This window comes from Chitinophaga sp. HK235 (genome assembly GCF_018255755.1).
GTDB lineage: Bacteria > Bacteroidota > Bacteroidia > Chitinophagales > Chitinophagaceae > Chitinophaga.
This window is the reverse complement of the sequence record NZ_CP073766.1, coordinates 7964860-7984026: the sequence shown is the minus strand read 5'-3', so window position 1 is coordinate 7984026 and position 19167 is coordinate 7964860. Positions and strand designations below refer to the sequence as shown.

16 protein-coding genes are annotated in these 19167 nt (G+C 48.8%); 3 read left to right on the top strand and 13 right to left on the bottom strand.

Translation table 11 applies throughout. From position 1 onward, the window contains the following. Positions 1-11 precede the first annotated feature (11 nt). From KD145_RS30800 to KD145_RS30745, 12 genes are all read right to left on the bottom strand, one after another. Positions 12-980: a fasciclin domain-containing protein gene (locus KD145_RS30800; RefSeq protein WP_212003627.1), complete on the bottom strand. Its 969-nt coding sequence runs from the start codon at positions 978-980 to the stop codon at positions 12-14. 24 nt (positions 981-1004) lie between these two features. Beyond that, entirely contained in the window at positions 1005-2165 is a 1161-nt protein-coding gene (locus KD145_RS30795) for a fasciclin domain-containing protein (protein ID WP_212003626.1), read from the bottom strand. A gap of 10 nt (positions 2166-2175) precedes the next feature. Beyond that, complete coding sequence (locus KD145_RS30790) at positions 2176-3192, bottom strand: fasciclin domain-containing protein (RefSeq protein WP_212003625.1); 1017 nt, start codon at positions 3190-3192, stop codon at positions 2176-2178. A gap of 24 nt (positions 3193-3216) precedes the next feature. Continuing rightward, positions 3217-4368: a hypothetical protein gene (locus tag KD145_RS30785; protein WP_212003624.1), complete on the bottom strand. Its 1152-nt coding sequence runs from the start codon at positions 4366-4368 to the stop codon at positions 3217-3219. 8 nt (positions 4369-4376) lie between these two features. After that, entirely contained in the window at positions 4377-6107 is a 1731-nt protein-coding gene (locus KD145_RS30780; protein ID WP_212003623.1) for a DUF4397 domain-containing protein, read from the bottom strand. Positions 6108-6130: 23 nt separating this feature from the next. After that, positions 6131-9571: a TonB-dependent receptor gene (locus KD145_RS30775; protein ID WP_212003622.1), complete on the bottom strand. Its 3441-nt coding sequence runs from the start codon at positions 9569-9571 to the stop codon at positions 6131-6133. 227 nt (positions 9572-9798) lie between these two features. Then, positions 9799-10767, bottom strand: coding sequence for a FecR family protein (locus KD145_RS30770; protein WP_212003621.1), 969 nt, complete (start codon positions 10765-10767; stop codon positions 9799-9801). A gap of 108 nt (positions 10768-10875) precedes the next feature. After that, the gene (locus KD145_RS30765) at positions 10876-11460 is read right to left on the bottom strand and encodes an RNA polymerase sigma factor (RefSeq protein WP_212003620.1); all 585 of its coding nucleotides are present in this window, start codon (positions 11458-11460) and stop codon (positions 10876-10878) included. A gap of 117 nt (positions 11461-11577) precedes the next feature. Further along, positions 11578-12828, bottom strand: coding sequence for an FAD-binding oxidoreductase (locus tag KD145_RS30760; protein WP_212003619.1), 1251 nt, complete (start codon positions 12826-12828; stop codon positions 11578-11580). A gap of 7 nt (positions 12829-12835) precedes the next feature. Next, entirely contained in the window at positions 12836-13837 is a 1002-nt protein-coding gene (locus KD145_RS30755) for a 4-hydroxyproline epimerase (protein ID WP_212003618.1), read from the bottom strand. 25 nt (positions 13838-13862) lie between these two features. Further along, complete coding sequence (locus KD145_RS30750; RefSeq protein WP_212003617.1) at positions 13863-15284, bottom strand: aldehyde dehydrogenase (NADP(+)); 1422 nt, start codon at positions 15282-15284, stop codon at positions 13863-13865. 13 nt (positions 15285-15297) lie between these two features. Continuing rightward, positions 15298-16212 carry a dihydrodipicolinate synthase family protein gene (locus tag KD145_RS30745; protein WP_212003616.1) on the bottom strand — a complete coding sequence of 305 codons (915 nt, stop codon included), beginning with the start codon at positions 16210-16212 and terminating at the stop codon, positions 15298-15300. A gap of 197 nt (positions 16213-16409) precedes the next feature. On the opposite strand from KD145_RS30745, the gene KD145_RS30740 reads away from it, so the two are divergent. The 3 genes from KD145_RS30740 to KD145_RS30730 all read left to right on the top strand — a co-directional run bounded on the left by KD145_RS30740 (position 16410) and on the right by KD145_RS30730 (position 18137). Beyond that, the gene (locus KD145_RS30740) at positions 16410-17294 is read left to right on the top strand and encodes an AraC family transcriptional regulator (protein WP_212003615.1); all 885 of its coding nucleotides are present in this window, start codon (positions 16410-16412) and stop codon (positions 17292-17294) included. A 175-nt stretch (positions 17295-17469) separates the two neighbouring features. Further along, positions 17470-17646, top strand: coding sequence for a hypothetical protein (locus KD145_RS30735; protein WP_212003614.1), 177 nt, complete (start codon positions 17470-17472; stop codon positions 17644-17646). Positions 17647-17687: 41 nt separating this feature from the next. Further along, complete coding sequence (locus KD145_RS30730) at positions 17688-18137, top strand: hypothetical protein (protein ID WP_212003613.1); 450 nt, start codon at positions 17688-17690, stop codon at positions 18135-18137. Between the two features lie 8 nt (positions 18138-18145). Here KD145_RS30730 and KD145_RS30725 read toward each other — a convergent pair whose 3' ends face one another. After that, positions 18146-19165: a zinc-dependent alcohol dehydrogenase family protein gene (locus KD145_RS30725; RefSeq protein WP_249219662.1), complete on the bottom strand. Its 1020-nt coding sequence runs from the start codon at positions 19163-19165 to the stop codon at positions 18146-18148. Between the last annotated feature and the right edge of the window lie 2 nt (positions 19166-19167).

Here is a 19167-nt window from a genome sequence, read left to right as displayed (position 1 = left end):
GATCGGATCTTTTAGAAGTTTTCCATCAATACATTATCAATAATATGCAGTACCCCGTTGTTGGTCAGCACATTGGATTTCAACAGCTGGCATGGCTGCGTATTGCCGGAGCCCCGAATGGTTATACCATTATCGCCGTTGTTAATGAGATTAACAGTGGTATTACTGTTATTCAACATGGTTTGCTGGCTTTGACCAGAGGCGTCGGTACTTAATGCATAATCATATACAAAGCGGCGGATGGCGAGGATATGAAACTGCAGCAGCGCTTTCAGTACAGCCGGGTCGGTATTGGCCACACTATCTGTCGTAGGGAAACCAGCAGCGATAAACGCATTATTGTTCGGAGCGAAGATGGTATAAGGCCCCTCTCCTCTCAGCAGATCTTTCATGCCTGCCTGCTGCAACGCCACATTAAAATAGGTCAGTGTTGGCTCTGCCGCGATCGCATCGCTCAGTTTGTCCTGTACCAGCGGATTTAATACGGTATTGATTACCTGTATCAAACCATTGCTGGCCGGCATATTCAGGGCTGTCACACGGGTACCGTTGATAGTGATGATGGTGTCCTGATCCTTTACCCAGTGCGTTACAAACAGCTGTCCACCGGAAACGGTGGTAATAGGCTGGTTAAAGCGGAAAGGCAGTTTATCCAGTTGCCAGATACCATTCAGTGTGTGGTACTTCACCATGTTGTTCAACACTGCTCCTTTCTCTACGGCTACATCTTTTTCTGTGCTGTAGCCTGATTGCTGAAAAGCATTGTTATCAGGGATCAATACCGTATAAGGCCCTTTTTCAAAAAAATTATTACCAAAGTTCGTAACGGTAAGGGCTGTATTAAAAAAGGAAAAATTAAATTTATTATCAGCGATAACATATGCAAGATTGTTATTCCTGTTGTTTGCCGCAGGCTGGTTATCGTCTTTCTTACAGGAAAAAAACAACAGCAGGGATGCCAGCAATAGATTTCTTTTCATGTTGTTGGATATTTGGGTGAAACCTTACGGCATTAACATTCCGTCATTGATCACATGTATAACCCCGTTACGGAACAGCAGATCTGTAGTAGCCAGGGGCACTGCCGGTGACGGGGAGTTTAGCTGTCTTACCATAATACCGGCTGCCGAGTGGGTAAATACCAAACGGATATACTGCGAAGGTGGATGGTAAAGGGAACCCGCTTTGATCAGATAGTTGGCAAGCGCCGGGTTGTCCATCAGGTCATTGGAAAACAGCTGCATAGGATATTCCGCCTGTGTGGCACCGCTGTAATCCAGGTGATTGGACAGAAACATGGAGTCCAGCGAGGTGTAGGGTGTTACATAATACCCATTCTCATCATAATGCTGGTACCCTACCTCCCAGCGCAGCGCTCGTTGGCGCAGGTCATCTACTGTATTAAACCCTGCCTGTTGAAAAGCATGGTTGGTAGGTGCAAAAAATGTGAACTGTTTGCTGTTGGCATCAGTACTGAGCAATTTGGTAAAACCCTGACTACCCCAGTTCAGCTGATAGATACTATCGTTGATACGGCAGGCTTCCATCAGCATGGAGAAGTCCGGATTATTTTTCAGGTAATCGATCATGTCCTGCTCCGGTTTTTTCAGCAACTCGTCCAGCACATAGAGGGTGCCGTTGGTGCCTTCCAGGGTTTTCAGGGGATGCGGTTTACCATTGATCACCAGTTTGCCATCATGCAGGCCCAGGTACTGATAATAGTAATACGGAAACCGGTCGCTATAATTGGGCAGATCACCTCTGGTGAGCAGGCTACGCATGGCATTACTGCCAGTCAGTGTTTTCAGTTGGTCGCCCGACAGCCAGGTATCCACCACATGATAAAACAGCAGGGAGTCCAGGTCTGCCACCGGCATAGTGTTTACAGCGGCCAGGGTCACACCTGCTTTGGTAAATGCTTCATCAGCAGGAACGAGCAGCGTATATGCCTGTAACCCGTTCGCGGAGATGACCGAGTCCATATTCACCTTTTTCCAGATGGCTTTATAGATGGTAAAACCGGAGCCGTCGAGTAGCTGCTTTACCGTCTGCGATGGACCGTTATACGGTAGTGGTTCTCCTACCGGCGTTACCTGCGCGTCTTTCAGCCGGCAGGCTGAAAAAAACAGCATAAATAACGTCATCGTATATATGAAAAATTTCATCTTGTTTATTTTATTTGATTAAAAGAGAATCAGGATACAACATGATATTGTTCAACCGGAACACTACCGCATTGCTGGTGAGATTGTCCTGTCCTTTCATTCCTCCGGCATAACCGATAGCACCAGGGCTATGGTAGTTGGAGTTACCATTGGGAGCCCATATATTGATACTGCCACTGGGAGAAATACCGTATCCATCCAGCAGGATACGACTGTTGTAGGCGCCCAGTATGTCTATATCACCGGCAAAGATGTGATGCGGCTGCAGGCCCAGCGTATATATAGAAAAAGCAACCGGTTTGTAACGTTTAACATCCAGCCGGCTGATGCTGTCTGCTGTAAGGCCGTATTGCAGGAAAACGTTATTCTGCGGTGCATATACCGTATAAGGTCCTTCGTTTTTTAAAGCATCCCATTGACCGGATTTTTTCATCAGCGTCACAAAAAGAGACAGGCTGGTATCTGCGGCCAGAAAATCCTGTGCTGTTTGCGGGAAATATTTAGGCACTCCTTTCAGCAGATGTAATACCCCATTTCGCAGGGAGAGATTACGTTTGGGGGCCTCATACACATAACAGCCGTTTACCGTAGCCCGGAAATTATCGGCATTGTTACCGAACGCCGAGATGGAGATATAAAGCGGACCGCCACCCATAGTCGTATACTTGTTATCCATCTGAGAAGGTATATCGGAAACGTATAAACGTTCTGTCTGTATCAGATTTCTAAGAGATGCCCGTAGACTGTCCTGATTCATTTTGCTGAAGTCGCCGGGTTTGGTAACACCCAATGCTTTAAAAGCGGCATTATCGGGAGCCCATACGGTTAAAGGTCCGCCGGCGTTGAGACTATCAATCAGGCCGGTTTGTTGCAGGGCTGCCGACAGCAGGCTCAGATCATAGTTATTACGGATAAAATCACCGATAGCGCGTACGTCTGAAATACGTTCTTCCGATACGGCCAGGTCTGTTTTATTACAGGCCACAGCCATTAGGAATAACAGTAACAAATGAAAATATCGTTTCATAATTATTCTTTTTTACCGGTCATTTTACTTGTAAACAGGTGGATCATAACGGCGTTGCAGCGTGGTGATGTACAGATTACCATTGATATATTCCACGGTATTGACCGTTGCAAAAGAGCGTGGATTGTATACTCCGGAATATACCGATATCACCATGCCGGTGCGGGGATCACTGACCAGATTATTGACAGCTGCCGGCGCTTCAGGTCCGCACGCAAAAGACGTGTAAGTACCATAACTTTCGGCACCATTACCAAATTGATATTCAGGTGGGTTTCCAGGCAGCACGATATTAAAAAACTGGCCGGATGTGCCGGCATAAATATGGCTGGAAGCCGGATCAGGAAACAGCGGGAAACTGCTGTAAGGATGTACACCAGTTTCCTGCGAACGAACCATTTTAGCCGCAAACACATTGGCAAAGCCTTTCATCTGCATTCTGTCTGTGCCGTACAGTGTATAAAACACATTCATGGTGTCCCTTACACATTTGTTGATAGCAGTTCCATCAAACACAAATGTCTGGGCATATCCTTCTGAGCTCAGGTTGTAATAATTGATGTATACCAGCGAGTCGGAAAGTGGCATTTTGGTGAACTGTTCCTGACGCAGGTAAACGCCTACCTTTCTGTTGTATACAGACTTTTCCAGGATGTTCATGGTGTATATTTCTCCTTCCGTGAGTGATACAGTAGTATCTACCAGCACCTTGTTACGGGCACTGGCCGGCAGGGAATAAAACGGATCGGTGCTGCGCGGACGGGTGACAAACATAAACCGGTGCTGGCCTGCAGTGATCATGCCATAGCCTGACAGATCATATCCATTCACAATAGGCCCCACTGGTATTTTGGCTGTTCCCGGAAACTCCTTCTGCCATAGAGAAGTGTTACCGGCATCCGGATAAGGCCTGGCAAGAGGGCCTCTGGTATCCAGGAAGTCAAAAGTAAGGGCTGCATTCACCGGCACGCCGGCAGCGTCCAGCTGCGGGTCTACCAACATAGTCAGGAAAGGCTGCGGTGCATCTTTATTTCCGATGGTAACATTGTAGGTTAAACAGTTGAACACCCGGAGATAGGCAGGGGAACTGACTTCCGGAAAATCCGATTTACGGCAGGCAGTCATCAGCATACATCCTGCTGCCATCCATGCCCATAACTTGTATATTCTCTTCATGATGATGATTATTGGTTATGCTTGATGATAATCAGTCTGGCAGGTGCGTCGCCCGGATTTTTGGGATGCAGGCTGCCCGTGAGTGCTACGGTATAAAAGCCAGTTTCATAGCCTGGTAGCATGCCCTTGTATATATCCGGTTTGGCGATAAAATCACTGCCATTCAAAACAGGGATCTCCCTGATCCAGTCGCCCGGCAGCACACCTGGCTGCGAAGCATATACCATCAGTTTGTTCAGCCCCAGGACCGGACTAAAAAGCACATAAGGTTGTTCGACAACTACTTGTCCCTGCCGGAGATGCTGGCTGGCAGTGGCATTGAAAGTAAGGTATCCCTTCAGCAGGTCGCCGTTGGCTTCTGTAAAAGTAACCTCCGGCACATCTGTAGACAGGTTCAGGAAACGTACCCAGTAAGGCATGGTTACCGCATACTGATTGTTGCTGCCATCATCTCCTTTGCCACCGGAATTAAAGTAGAAGCTGCCGCTGAGATTATTGGCGATCAGTTTTAATACCGGCTTTCCACCAGCATCAGGATATAACCAGGCGCTGTAATTGGTGCTGCCACTTATGGAAAGCTGCTGTTCTGCCAGTTTGTTGCCGGCGGCATCTTTTATGGTAACAATATGTGTACCCGTGATGAGTGTTTTATAGGGAGATGATTTACCGAAAGCCAGAGAGCCTTCATTTAACGGCATATTATCCACACTAACGGAAACGCCTGTATTGGGCATCGCATTCACCGCCTGTATACGGCCATAGGTGATATTCTGCGACTCATTCACATCAGTGACAATTCTGAAGCTGTTAAGTGCAATCGGGGTAGTCATATTACTACCGGCCTGATAATAATCAAAAACGTAGTTGGCACATACCATGATGGTATAGACACCGCCTGGCTGGAAAGTACGTATAGGCGCATACGTTATCCATTTATCCACCACCGGATTCGAACCGGTGACGAGAGTACCGGTAGCGGCGTTTACCGTTTTCAGCTGCTCCTCACTATTCACGGGTACTCCGGGTATGATCCGGCCATCATCTGTTATCACCTTAAACTGATAGGTACCGTAAGGCAGTTCAATATAATCGGAGTATTTACCGGGAGCTACGCTCGTAGTGGCTGGATTTATTTTTGTACCATCCGCCAGCACCAGGCTCATATTACCTTCCAGGGCAGCCATGTCCGGGGCAGAACTCAGGTTGAGCAGCCGGATACGGAAATGCTCCGGATTAGCCGGGGGAGAGATCTTACGCGGCACAGCAAACACGGAATCAACCAACGACACTTCGCTGGAATTATGAGCCCCGAACAACACGTTATAGTAATCGGTAGGATTGTTAACATCTTCCCGGATATCAAAATCCTTTGGATATACCAGGTCTTTCGACCCATAGATCATACTGGCAATTTTGATATGTGCGGTTCCATCCTGGCGGATAAAACGTTGCGGGATGGTATAGGAGGATCCCAGCCGCCCACTCGGAAAGTAAAGGGTGGCACGGGTTTGCGCATCCAGGTAAAGACCTTCGATATTGGGCGAAATACGGCTGGTGAGTAGTGTATCATTAATTAACAGTTCAGTTGCCTTACGACCCATATTCATAATCCTCACGGTAGAGGAAGTGAGTGGCGGCAGCTGTGGCTGTTCTTCGAACAAAAAGTCCGGTTTACTTTTCTGGCAGGCCCACAGCCCGGAAAGCAACAGGATGGCTAAACAATATTTTACAGCTTGCATGATCAAGTATTTGCGGTCAGTGCCTAAAAAATGTTGTAATTGAGGCCGAGCATAAATTCGCTGCCTCTGTAGTAACTGCGGCGGATATACGTATTACCATAGTATTTGCCGCCTGTTCCCGGGTTAGCATATACCTCTTGCCAGGCGGGATTAAACAGGTTTTTGGCATATCCTTTCAGCTGTAATCTTTTGGTGAGATACTGGCTGAATACGAAGTCCAGTACCGGTGCCGGCCTGCTGTAGAGGTCAGGCTCTCCGGTCAGGTTGATCTGTATCAGCCGCTCTCCCACTTCATTGAAAGTCAGCGTCAGGTCTGTACGGGTAACAGGATTGCTATAGTTGAGATAAACATTGACGGAATAGGGAGCCTGTTCAAACAGCGGACTGTTGGAAGGTGAGCGCCGGTCGATGATCCTCGAATCGTTTAGCCGTTCGGGTGATTTTTTGATTTCACTCTGTGCCAGCAGCAGGTTGGAGCCCAGGAAGAAATAACGCAGCGGGCGCCACCATCTGCCCAGGTTTTTCACCACTTCCAGTTCCACACCGTATACACGTCCGCGGTTAGGATCGTTTTCGAAGCGGATAGCCGGGAATTCAGGGAAACGGGCATCCAGACCTACTGAGTTAACGGAATAAACTTTTGTAAGCTGATGATCGATCTGTTTGTAGAAAGCTGAAGCTGCGATCACCTCACCTGCAGCAGGGAACCATTCCCAGCGGAAGTCGTAGTTAGTGACAGACTGGTTCTTCAGTTTGGGATTGCCTACTACCAGGGCAAACTGGAACGGATCAAACTCAAACACGTTGGTGATCTCACGCAGTTCCGGCCTTGCCAGCGTAGTGCTGTAGCCCAGACGGAAGTTCATGTTCTGCTGCAGGGTGTAGGTCAGGTTCAGGGAATAATAGGGCTTGTAATCTGTTTTATAAACCGAGTTAGGTTCTGTCAGTATCATCTTTACGGCCTGTCCGTCTTTGTTGGGTGCAGTCAGGGAAGGGTCCAGGAATACACCGGCCGTATCTACAGCAGCCTGTATGTTAGTCAGCTCAAAACGTGCGCCACCAGTGAGTCGCAGGTTGTCGAGTAGATGCAGGTCGAGCATACCGTAGAAAGCACGTGTTTCATAAAAGCCTTTGTAGTTGTTGGGTGATTTCTGTGCGTTATACAGGAAACCACCTACAGCAGGCTGTCCTTCTCCGATAGCGCCCATAGGAACTTTGATGCCGATCTGATCATAACCCACGAGATGGTCGAGGTTACCATGTACGGTATACAGCGCCTGGTTGCCGGTAGAAGAGAAATTGGAACCGGGCAGTGATAATACGTTTTCACCGAAGGTCCGGTCGCGGTGCAGATAGTTGACACCACCTTTAGCTTCCTGACGGCGGCCCAGCAGGCGGAAAGGCACCGTAAGATCAGCTTTGTAGTTGTAATTGGTTTCGCTCAGGCTGCGGTAACGGCGTCCGTTGGGATCGGCCTGAATAATGCCGTAAGGACCATAACCGTTTACATAGCCTGATACCAGGGAGTAATACATCGGTGTTCCGGTAAAACCGCCACTACCATTTGGCAGACTGCCATTCACCGGTACTGCGCCACCCTTAACAGGACGATAAGCAGCGAGGTTCACAAAGCGGTAGTCAGGATCTTCCTGGCTGGAAGTGGAAGTGGCTATGTTGTAACTCAACCTGGGCGCATATTCCCCGGCGGTGAGCTTATGTTCCCCCTGCAGGTTAAAGGTATTCAGGGTACGATAGCTGCGCTTCAGGGAATATACAACGTTGGACACCTCTCCCGGTAAGCCGGTGTATTCGTATGCACCGTACAGGTTAGAGGCCTGTACTTCCGCGCCACGGCTGCCCATATACTGCACGCTGATTTCATTGCGCGTATTGAAGCGGTAAGTGAGTCCACCCAGAAATCCATAGTTGAGTGTGGAGGTGCCGGTATTTTCCTTGTAGGAAATATACTTGCCCAGGTTAATGTTATTAGGCGTAATATAGTTAGGAATCACACGGGAACTGCCCACCTGATTGTTGCCCGTAAGCACACCCTGATAGATGCTCCATTGTGTGAGGTCGCCTCCATGAATATCGGTAGCCCGCTGATAATAGTTGACACCTGCGATCACGCCCAGCTTATGTTTGCGGAACACGTTAAAACTATTACCATAGGTAGCGGAATAAATCTGGTTCATTTTGGCGGGCGCATAACGGGTGGTGAGCACCGGATCAAACTGATGCATGATACCGTTGATGCGATCTGTTTCCTGCTTTATCTGCGGGTCGTTGCCGCCGTGTGCGATCATGGACTGCAACTGCGTATAGCCGCCGGGGTATTGTCTGCCCAGCGCGATAAAATCTTCCGGCAAGCCGGCACGTTTTACTTTCTGCCCTAAGAAGCCGGGATCGCTGTTGTAGAAGGAATTCACTTTTCCACCGATGCCGATGTTGGAGTTGAATCCTGCTTGCGCAGTGATGTTGAAGACAGCTGAATCAGGCACAGAGCGCGTTTTCAGTTCTATGATACCGGCGGCCGCGTCAGCAGGTTTGTCGGGCGTATAGGTTTTATAGATGGTGATGTTGTCCAGCAGCCCGGCAGGCACCAGGTCCAGCGGGATAGCGCTGCGGTCGGGGTCTGAAGAGGCCAGGCGGATACCGTTCAGCTGTCCTATCACACTCCGGTCTCCCAGACCGCGGATCGCCACGTATTTATCGTCTGTGATGGTTACACCAGACACCCGTTGTAATGCCTGGGTAGTAGTGATACTGGCCGTTTTTTCAATATTGGCCGCAGAGATAGCATCCTGCACGATAGCAGAAGCTTTACGTTCAGAGAGTATAGCCGCTTCCGTATTGGTTTTACGGCGGGCCTGTACCTGTACTTCGTTGAGCTGGGTACGGCCGGGTTTGAGGGCTATTTGCAGGGTGGTAGTACCAGGGCCTACTTTCAGCTCCTGTTGCTGATAACCGATATAGGAGATGATCAGCACCGCTCCTTCTTCCGGGATACTGATATTGAAATGTCCGTTGCCATCGGTGATCACGCCGTTGTTGTGGCCTTTGATACGGATACCTACTCCCGGCAGGGGCATGCCATTGGACTTATCAATGACAGTACCGGAAACCGGTGGTGGTAAAGCTTTCAGGGGGATGACGGTAATTTTGTTATCACCATACACCTGCGCCACCATACCTGCCGGTGTCAGGAGTTTACCTAAAACATCCATCAGGAGAGCATCTTCAGCATGTATGCTTACCTGCTTTTGTTTGTCTACCTTTTCATCATTAAAATAAATCCTGACGCCAGACCGGACAGACAGCTGTTCCAGTGCTGTGCGAAGCGGTTGTCCGGAAATATCCACCGACACACGTATCCGCTCCACAGCTTGTCCTTTGGTACGGACACTGGCCATCAGGTTGGTGATCGTAATAGAAAATACCATTACATAAAAGGAGATACGCATAACCCATTTTAAATAAGCACAGGGTTTCCCCAGGAAAAAATTCATACTTTTACCTTGTTAATTAGTTAATCCTTCGGGTTAGTTAATGACAGCGATGGGATGATGCGGTTTCTCAGGCCTGGTATCATCTGCATCGCACCTTAAACCGGGTACGCGTGCGTCATCCGGTTTTTTCTTTTTTACAGTGTATTATGTAAATCTTTCTGCCATAGTTGCGGGTTTAGAGATCAGGAAATAAGGAACGTACCGTTGGCCTGTTTTTTAAAGTGCAGGCCATATACTTTGCTTAATATTTTCAGGATATCATCCAGTGATTCTTTGTGGTCGAAGCGGCCACTGATTTCGATATTTTTCAGGCGGGGGCTGTTGATTAAAAACGAAGTGCCATAGCGATTTTGCAGCGATACCACTACTTCTGCCAGCGGATCTTTTTCAAAGCTGAGGCTGCCATCTTTCCATGCAGCAGCTATCTGTGCATGCACCTGCCGTATCTGTGGCGTTCCTTCAGGACCACTGATACGCAGCTCCTGGTCTGCCGTCAGATAAGCAATATGCGAGCTGTCTGCAGATTTGAACACGGCCACCTTTCCGGAAGCTACGGTAACCCTGTAGGTGCCGGTAGCAGCATAGGAACGGATACTGAAAGCAGTGCCCAGCACCTTTGTACGGAAACCATGGCTTTCAATAATAAAAGGATGTAAAGGGTCCTGATGAATATCAAACCAGGCTTCGCCCTGCAGGTATACCGTTCTGTTGTCTGTAAACCTTTCAGGATACTGCAGCTGGCTGCTGGCATTCAGCCATACTACAGAACTGTCTGTCAGCACCACTTTCAACAGCTGCCCACTATTGGTATGCAGCTCCATCAGCCGGCTGATCTGCTTACGCGGCTGTGTTCCTGACTTATACCACCATCCTGCACCGGCGACGATAGCGGTTACAACAGATGCCACCATTCCCCATTTAATAATACGGTTACGTTTGATGGGAATGACCCTGCCACTGGTTTTGATCCGGGCATCTACGGCCGAAAAAATCTTTTCCCGCAGAAAGGCGCGATCATACGTTCCTGCTGCTTCAGGAGCCGGCGTATGCCATTGTTCAAACCATTCATCCAGTAAGGCTTCCTCACCGGCGGTGGCATCACCGGCGAGGTATTTTTCTATGAGTCTGTTTAATTGATTCTCTTCCAGCATGAAAATAAAATTGTATAAAAGCTGCAGTGAGCTTTTTATCAATCCTATTTACCGCGAGGGGAAACAAACACCTACGCCGGCGTATATTAAATTAATGTGAACAGATTTTTATTTGCGGAGAGACAGTAGTATCAGTAGGGCAATATAATCTTTCAGGTTGCCCCGCATGATACGGAGTGCTTTCACCAGGTGGTTGTTAACGGTTTTAGGGGAGATGTTCAGCGCTTCAGCGATCTGGCGGGTATTAAAGCCTTGTATACGGCTCAGGGTAAATACTTCCCTGCATTTATCAGGGAGCTGGTCAATCTGTTGTCGTACTACTTCATTCAGCTCATTAAAGGAAAGCTGTTCTGCAGTATTGTTGGTCATCTCCCGCAGGGGAGCCTGTTGCAGATATTTCTGATGAGATAATTGTTTGCGATAGGTGTTCAGGATAAGATTCTTTGTGACCCCATATAACCAGGCCCCTACCGGCTTTGCCGGATCGAGGTCTTCCCTGCGTGTCCACAGGGCCACAAAAGTCTCTTGCGTAATTTCTTCCGCCTGTTCTCTATTGCCTAATTTATACCAGGCCATATCGTACTGTTTTTCCCAATAGTGATCATAGATATCACGGAAGGCTCGTTCATCACCTTGCCGTAATTTCTCTATCAGTAAAAACTCATCCGGAAGCACTTCCTTATCAAAATCCATGAGATCAATTTCCAGCCAAAAGTAATTCGCATAGAAAAGATCGCATATAAAATAATTGTTAAGAAATAACGGGAACGGTTGCCCGCAAAAAATAATTGTTTCTTTAACAATTAAAAATTACCTGCCGAATCTTTCCGGATGGAAAGGGCTGATATCCATGGATGTTGGTGTTTTCCCTACCAGTTCCGTCACCAGTTTGCCGGTAGCCGCTCCCAGGCTGATGCCCAGCATAGAGTGTCCTGTGGCCACGGTAACATTGGTATAGCGGGAGAGATTGCCGATATAAGGCAAGCCGTCGGCGCTGCAGGGGCGGTAACCATACCATACCTTGTCTGCTGTTGGCAGCGGCAGATCAAATTCAGGCAAATAACGTTTCACGGAATCAAAGATTCCCTGTACCCTGCGCATACGTGGTGGCGTATGCAGTGGCGTGATCTCCATGGTGCCACCAAAGCGCAGTTTGTTGCCATCCATCGGAGAGATGGCCACCCGCGCTTCGCTGAGGATAATAGAGCGACGTACTTTGTAAGGCGCGTCCTCAAAAGTGACAGAGTACCCTCTGCCACCCACCATCGGAATATTAAGCCCAAACTGCCGTGCCAGCGCTGTACTCCACACGCCGGCAGCCAGTACCACATGATCCGCTGCAATGCCGCCGCCTGTTGTATCAACACCGACGATCCGGTTGCCCGTCATGGCAAATCCTGTCACCTCACGGTGACGTATAAACTGAACACCTTTCCCTTCCAGGTAGGTCAGCAGACTAAGCATCAGCTGATTGGGATATAGCTGTGCATCGCCCGGGAAATAAACAGCACCCAGCGCGTCGATGGCTACATCCGGCTCCAGCTGCGACACGGCCGCTTTATCCAGTATTCTGGCTTCAATGCCCAGCGCTGCAGCTTCCTCCACCGTATGTTCGGCGTGATGTGCATTTTGCTCTGTCTTGAAAAGTTCCAGCATACCAAACGGCGCGTAGGAGAAACTCAGTTCCGGCATGGCGGCCCATGTTTCATACAATTGTTTGCTCAACAGCGAGATGTCACGCAGCGGTACGGCGGAGCGCTCCACATGTGCGGCGGTGGCGCTTTTCAAAAACTTCAGGCCCCAGTTGATCAGGTCTTTGTTGAGCGAAGGTTTTATATAAAAAGGGCTGCCGGCATCCATCATCCAGCGGAGGCCCTGCCGGACAATACCCGGTGTAGCGAGCGGCACAAAGTGGCTGGGGCAGATATAACCGGCATTGCCATGCGAACAGCCTTCCAGCATGTCGGTACGATCTACTACCGTTACGCTGTAACCCGCCTGTTGCAGATAAAAGGCGCTGCTCAGCCCTATAATACCACCACCAATAATGATTACTTTCATAGTGCGTTCATATTACCTGTAATCCGTAAGCGTAGGGATCATCTTCCGGATCAATTGAAATAGTATTATAACCATAAATCCTGGCCCAGCCTTCAATGCTGGGACGGATGGCCGGTTTACCCCCTACTTTGGTTTCCTCTTCTATCCTGCCGGTAAAACGGGAGCCGATAATACTTTCATGTACAAAAGTATCTTCCTTGTTCAGTTTGCCTTGTGTATACCATTGTGCCATCCTGGCGGAAGTTCCGGTACCGCAGGGAGAACGGTCGATGGCCTTGTCGCCGTAGAATACCGCATTACGTGCAGTAGAAGAGGCATCCATCACAGCCCCGGTCCATAATATGTGGGAGCAGCCGTTGATATGTTCATTCTCCGGATGAACGAAAGTATATATTTCGTTGATGCGTTTCCGTAGTTCCCTGGCCCAGGTTGTCAGTTGACCGGCAGTGAAGTGTTCCAGCCCGGGAAAATTTTCCTGTACATCTACGATCGCATAAAAATTGCCACCATAGGCTACATCTACCTTCAACAGGCCCAGTTCGGGACATTCCACTAAGATATCGGTGGCTGCAAGGTAAGCGGGCACATTGGTCAGCTTCACGCTTTTCACTTTATTGCCTTCGCGGTGATAGCTCACTTCCACCAGCCCGGCAGGTGTTTCCATTCTCACTTTGCCGGGTACCTTAGGATTTATCAGTCCTTCTTCTATGGCGATGGTAATAGTCCCGATGGTACCGTGACCGCACATGGGGAGGCAGCCGCTGGTTTCGATGAACAACACCGCCACATCGTTGGCCGGATCATGTGGCGGATACAGGATACTGCCGCTCATCATATCATGGCCGCGGGGTTCGAACATCAGCCCTTTTCTGATCCAGTCGTATTCCTGCAGGAAATGGTTCCTTTTCTCGCTCATATTGTTTCCCTTCAGGGCAGGGCCACCTCCGGCTACCAGTCTGACCGGGTTACCGCAGGTATGTGCATCGATGCAAAAAAATGTATGCTTCAAAAGAAGTGTGTTTTCGGTGATTGGATTAGCGTGTATACTGGTTGTCTACCAGGCGCCATATGCCGCCGGGATTATCCTGCTTTAACTCATCGGGCAATAATGCATCTGGGAACTGCTGAAAACACACAGGTCTTACCCAGCGCCGGATGGCAGCGGTTCCTACGGAGGTGTACCGTGCATCTGTGGTAGCAGGATAAGGGCCGCCGTGCACCATGGCAGCACATACTTCCACACCGGTAGGCGCGCCATTCAATATGATCCTTCCTGCCAGTGTTGTCTGCAGGTCGATGACTTCCTGCCATGCTTCCAGGTCGGCTTCTGTGGCCATTACGCTGGTGGTCAGCTGTCCTTTCAGGCTTTTCAATACAGCCAGCAGTTCTGTTTTGTCTTTACAGGCTATTGCCAGAGAGTGCGGACCAAACACTTCTTCCTTCAGTTCCGGCTGAGTGAGGAATGCCGCGCCGCTGGTTGCGGCCAGAGAAGGAGCTACGGTATCATCTTCTGCGATGACAGGTTGTTCCAGTATGGTTGTCGCTTCATGCTTCAGTACCCGGTTACGTCCATCAATGAAAGAACGGTGAATGCCTTCATGCAGCATTTTCTGCGGTGATGTTTTTTGCAGCGCTGCGGCCAGCAAATGCTGAAACGCTGTAAACGCGTCACTCTCCAGGCCTACCAGCAGACCGGGATTGGTACAGAACTGTCCTGCCCCCAGTGTGATAGAAGCAGCAAATGTCTGTGCCAGTTCAGCGGCCCTTGTTTGTAAGGCATCCGGTAAAAAGACTACCGGGTTTACACTGCTCATTTCTGCAAACACAGGGATAGGGGTTTCCCGTGCTGCAGCATAATTGCACAGTGCCTTTCCTCCCTGCAGAGAGCCGGTAAAACCGACTCCTGTGGCGAAGGGATGCATAACCAGTGCTTTTCCGATTTCGTAACTTCCTGTTACATGTTGAACGGTATGCGTTGGCATTGCACTTTGTGCGATGGCAGCCTGTATGGCTTCAAATACCAGCAGGGAAGTACGTATATGTGCAGAATGACCTTTGATGACTACTGTGGCGCCGGCTGCCAGGGCACTGGCGGTATCACCGCCTGCAGTGGAGAAGGCAAACGGGAAGTTACTTGCGCCAAAGACTATTACCGGTCCTACAGGCATCAGCATACGCCTGATACCGGGCTTGGTGTCAATCACCGCTTCCACCCAGCTGCCTTCTTTGATAAGGTCTGCAAACATACGCAGCTGATGGGCGGTACGGCCGATCTCTCCTTTCAGCCTTGTCTCTGGCAGATTGGTTTCTTTTCCGGCTACCTGTACCAGGATGTCCTGCCGCGCGGTAATTTCTGTAGCGATGGCATCCAGGAAAGCCGCCCGCTGTGCGGGCTTTGTCCGTCGATATTGTTCAAAGGCCTCAGCGGCCTGTTGCATGATCTGATCTGTTTGCATGGGTACAGTTATTTTACAGAGAAAGATAATCCGGCAGTGTAGGCCTGTTGGCAACGGAGGTCCGTATTACCTGTAATACTTTTTCTCTTTCAGCGCCGGTAAGTGTCAAACGGGGTGCTCTTACATGTTCGCTACCCAGGCCCACTTCGGCTTCTGCCAGCTTGATATATTGCACCAGTTTCGCAGAAAGGTCCAGCTCCAGCAATGGCAGGAACCAACGGTAGATGTCCAGTGCTTCTTTTATTCTACCAGCTTTGGCCAGGCGGTACACTGCTACTGTTTCTGCAGGGAAAGCCGCCACCAGACCGCCTACCCAGCCATGAGCACCCAGTACCATTTCTTCGAGTGCCAGCGTATCGAGGCCGCATAATATTTTAAAGCGGTCACCAAAACGGCTGATCATCCTTGTAACGTTGGATACATCGCGGGTAGATTCTTTTACCGCCTGTATATTAGGCAGTTCCTGCAACTGATCAAAAGTATCGAGGGTTACTTCTATCTTATAGTCCACCGGATTGTTGTACACAATGATTGACAGATCAGTAGAAGCGGCCACTGTTTTATACCAGGTAGCTGTTTCGCGGTCGTCTGAGCGGTAACGCATGGGTGGCAGCAGCATCAGGCCGGCAGCACCCCATTTCTTTGCAAGCGCGGCCTGGTTAATGGCCTCTCTGGTAGCACCTTCTGCAATGCCTAATACTACTGGTATACGGCCCGCTACTTTCTCAACAGTAAATTTTGTCAGTATTTCCTTTTCCGCGGTGGTCAGCGTGCTGGCCTCTCCCAGTGAGCCACCCAGGATAATACCATCAATACCAGCCGACAGCTGTGCTTCCAGGTTTTTTTCAAACAATGGCAGGTCCAGTTCGTCTGCTGCGGTAAATTTGGTTGTAATGGCCGGGAATATGCCTTTCCATTCAATTGACATAAGAAAAAAGTTTTTCCAAAAATATCCCGACAACACGCAGTTTACTTTCCCGATAGTAATCAATTATAACCTGATATTGACCAGTTTTAGAAAAATCGATTACCATTAACCGTTTTTTAACCACTTGGAGATATAACAGCTATAAATACGGTTAATATTCGTAATATTGACTCATCCTCGATTCAACCGCCAACAATATGAAAGTTTTACAGTTTACGGTCCCTGTGGCTGTCGATAAATCTATTATTCTGCAGAAAGACGTGATGCCATATTTTTATCCGCATCTCCATCGGCACCAGGAGGTGCAGCTCACCTGGGTACAACAGGGTGAAGGTACACTGGTGGCAGACAACAACATGCATGCCTTCCGGCCCAACGATATTTTCTGGCTGGGCGCCAATCAACCTCATATCTTCAAAAGTGATCCCTCCTACTTTTTACCTAGAAACCGGAAAAAAGTAATGGCACAGACGCTCTTCTTTAATTCCGATGGCGCACTCTCCGCATTATTTAATCTTCCGGAAATGAAACCGCTGAAGAACTTTGTACAGCAACAACAATCCGGATTTAAAGTACCGGCACCGCAAACCACCGAGATATCCGCCTGTATGCTGCGCATCACCAATGCCAACGGACCTGAACAGCTGATGCATTTTGTGGAACTGCTCCGCCTGCTGTCGGGCTACACGGATATTGCCCCGCTGGCTGCAGTCAACAAAAAAGTCACTGTCAGTGATCATGATGGTATCCGCATCGGGAATATCTACAATTATATCATGCATCATTATGAACAGCCGATTACGCTGGAAGACGCAGCCGGACAGGTACATATGACCCCTCATGCCTTCTGCCGCTTCTTTAAAAAACATACCCGGCGCACCTTCGTCTCCTTTCTCAATGAGGTACGTATTAATGAGGCCTGCAAAAAACTGACAGACGGCGATTATGATAATATTGCTACCGTAGCCTATACTACCGGGTTTAACAGCATCACCAATTTTAATCGTGTATTCAAGTCCGTTACTGGTAAATCTCCCAGTCAGTATCTCAACAATTATTTTCAGCATGTGGAAAAAGGATGATCACTGATAACACACTTATTAAACAATAAAAGGTCTTTCTATTGAAAGACCTTTCTTCGTATATACTATACTGTTATAACCACGAAACATAGATGGGGCGTAGCCTGGCTCAGCAATTATAACATTCACACGGTTAGCGCTGTTTATATTAATTAGAGAAGCATCAGACGAAGCCATGCAATACCATTTGTTTCACTCCGGCAGACATAGCTTTCCGGCTCATACAGGAACAGCCGTTTCTTCCTGGGCCGTGAGCCTGGTCATCTTTGCCATCACACTGCCTCTGTTAAAAGTGTTGCTGCTGAAATTGCTGTGGTTAATGTATCAGCTGTTGCTACTATATCAATATTAATCTTTCAGCATTAATCTTTCACCCGAAAACAAAACGAAATCATGGCAATCCGGAAACTCTGTCTGCTACTGTTAATACTGCCACTGGCATCTGTCAGCAGACCGTCCCTGGCCCAACAGAAAGAAACCAAAGCAGCTACTGACATCAGACAACTCAAGGTAAAAACCAGAAATGCGCTCGACTCTCTGGACAAAGAACAGGAAAGACTGAAAGAGGATGCTGGTAAATTAAAGAAGTCAGAAGAAGCAGATTTCAAAAAAGAAATGGCAGCTATCAAGCGGGAAGAAGCTAACCTGCGGGAAAAAGTAAAAGAAGAAACGAGAGTAGCAGATGAAAAATGGGAGTCCTTCAAAACCACAGTAGAAAAGGAGTTTAACGGCCTGAAAAAAAGAGTAGAACGTGTGAAGGAAAAACTGAAAAAACAAATTCCCGACAATAGCCAACAGCCGGCCGAACGCTATGTCCCCGAACCTCCTACCATGTTGACTTGAAACACCCCCTACATCACGAGCACAGCGGCTCCTTTAATTTTCCCCTCCCGCAGGGCAGTGAGTGCTTCATTGGCCTGTGAAAGCGCGAAAGTCTGTATGGCTGTCATCACCTGCATTTTGGACAACAGCTCCATCAGCTGCTCTCCGTCTTTTCGGGTAAGGTTAGCTACAGAACGTATCACTCTTTCCTCCCACAACATATTGTAAGGGAAAGCAGGAATATCACTCATATGAATGCCGGCACATACCACCACCCCGCCTTTGTCGACTTGTGATAATGCCCGCGGCACCAGCGATCCGTCGGGAGCAAAGATAATAGCGGCATCCATCAATATCGGAGGCTCATCCTCGGAACTGCCTGCCCATGCAGCCCCTGTTTTTAAAGCAAACTCCTGCCTATCGCCGTCACCAGGTCTGGTAAAAGCATATACCAGTTTATAGTGGAACTTCGCTATCTGCACCAGTATATGTGCTGCAGCTCCATACCCGTAGAACCCAATGTTTTCAGCATATCCGGGTATCATACGCCAGGCTCTGTATCCGATCAATCCTGCACATAACAACGGTGCTCCGCCCGGATGCGCATATGTTTCCGGCAGCTTCAGACAATAGGCAGCCAGCGCCAAGGTATATTCTGCATATCCCCCGTTGACGGAATAGCCCGTAAACAGTCCATGTTCACACAGATTTTCATGTTCCTGTAAACAGTACTTGCAATGGCCGCAGGTATAAGCCAGCCATGGCACTCCTACCTTTTCTCCTATCTTAAGAGCAGTCACGCCATCTCCGGTGGCCACCACCATCCCTACAATCTCATGCCCCGGAATCAGCGGCAGTGATGGATTGGGCAGTTCTCCGTCAACAATATGCAGGTCGGTCCGGCATACGCCGCAGGCGATGACCTTTATCAATACCTGCCCTGCGGCGGGAACCGGCACCGGCACCGTTTGCAGCGACAGCGGCCTGCCCCCTTTTTCCAATACCATGGCCTGCATGGTGTTGGGGATAGTGATCTGTTGTTGTTTCATAA

Bases quoted from the DNA above. Each gene is read 5' to 3' on its own strand.
- KD145_RS30800 (WP_212003627.1), bottom strand. From the start codon at position 980: ATGAAAAGAAATCTATTGCTGGCATCCCTGCTGTTGTTTTTTTCCTGT.
- KD145_RS30795 (WP_212003626.1), bottom strand. From the start codon at position 2,165: ATGAAATTTTTCATATATACGATGACGTTATTTATGCTGTTTTTTTCA.
- KD145_RS30790 (WP_212003625.1), bottom strand. From the start codon at position 3,192: ATGAAACGATATTTTCATTTGTTACTGTTATTCCTAATGGCTGTGGCC.
- KD145_RS30785 (WP_212003624.1), bottom strand. From the start codon at position 4,368: ATGAAGAGAATATACAAGTTATGGGCATGGATGGCAGCAGGATGTATG.
- KD145_RS30780 (WP_212003623.1), bottom strand. From the start codon at position 6,107: ATGCAAGCTGTAAAATATTGTTTAGCCATCCTGTTGCTTTCCGGGCTG.
- KD145_RS30775 (WP_212003622.1), bottom strand. From the start codon at position 9,571: ATGCGTATCTCCTTTTATGTAATGGTATTTTCTATTACGATCACCAAC.
- KD145_RS30770 (WP_212003621.1), bottom strand. From the start codon at position 10,767: ATGCTGGAAGAGAATCAATTAAACAGACTCATAGAAAAATACCTCGCC.
- KD145_RS30765 (WP_212003620.1), bottom strand. From the start codon at position 11,460: ATGGATTTTGATAAGGAAGTGCTTCCGGATGAGTTTTTACTGATAGAG.
- KD145_RS30760 (WP_212003619.1), bottom strand. From the start codon at position 12,828: ATGAAAGTAATCATTATTGGTGGTGGTATTATAGGGCTGAGCAGCGCC.
- KD145_RS30750 (WP_212003617.1), bottom strand. From the start codon at position 15,284: ATGCAAACAGATCAGATCATGCAACAGGCCGCTGAGGCCTTTGAACAA.
- KD145_RS30745 (WP_212003616.1), bottom strand. From the start codon at position 16,212: ATGTCAATTGAATGGAAAGGCATATTCCCGGCCATTACAACCAAATTT.
- KD145_RS30740 (WP_212003615.1), top strand. From the start codon at position 16,410: ATGAAAGTTTTACAGTTTACGGTCCCTGTGGCTGTCGATAAATCTATT.
- KD145_RS30735 (WP_212003614.1), top strand. From the start codon at position 17,470: ATGCAATACCATTTGTTTCACTCCGGCAGACATAGCTTTCCGGCTCAT.
- KD145_RS30730 (WP_212003613.1), top strand. From the start codon at position 17,688: ATGGCAATCCGGAAACTCTGTCTGCTACTGTTAATACTGCCACTGGCA.
- KD145_RS30725 (WP_249219662.1), bottom strand. From the start codon at position 19,165: ATGAAACAACAACAGATCACTATCCCCAACACCATGCAGGCCATGGTA.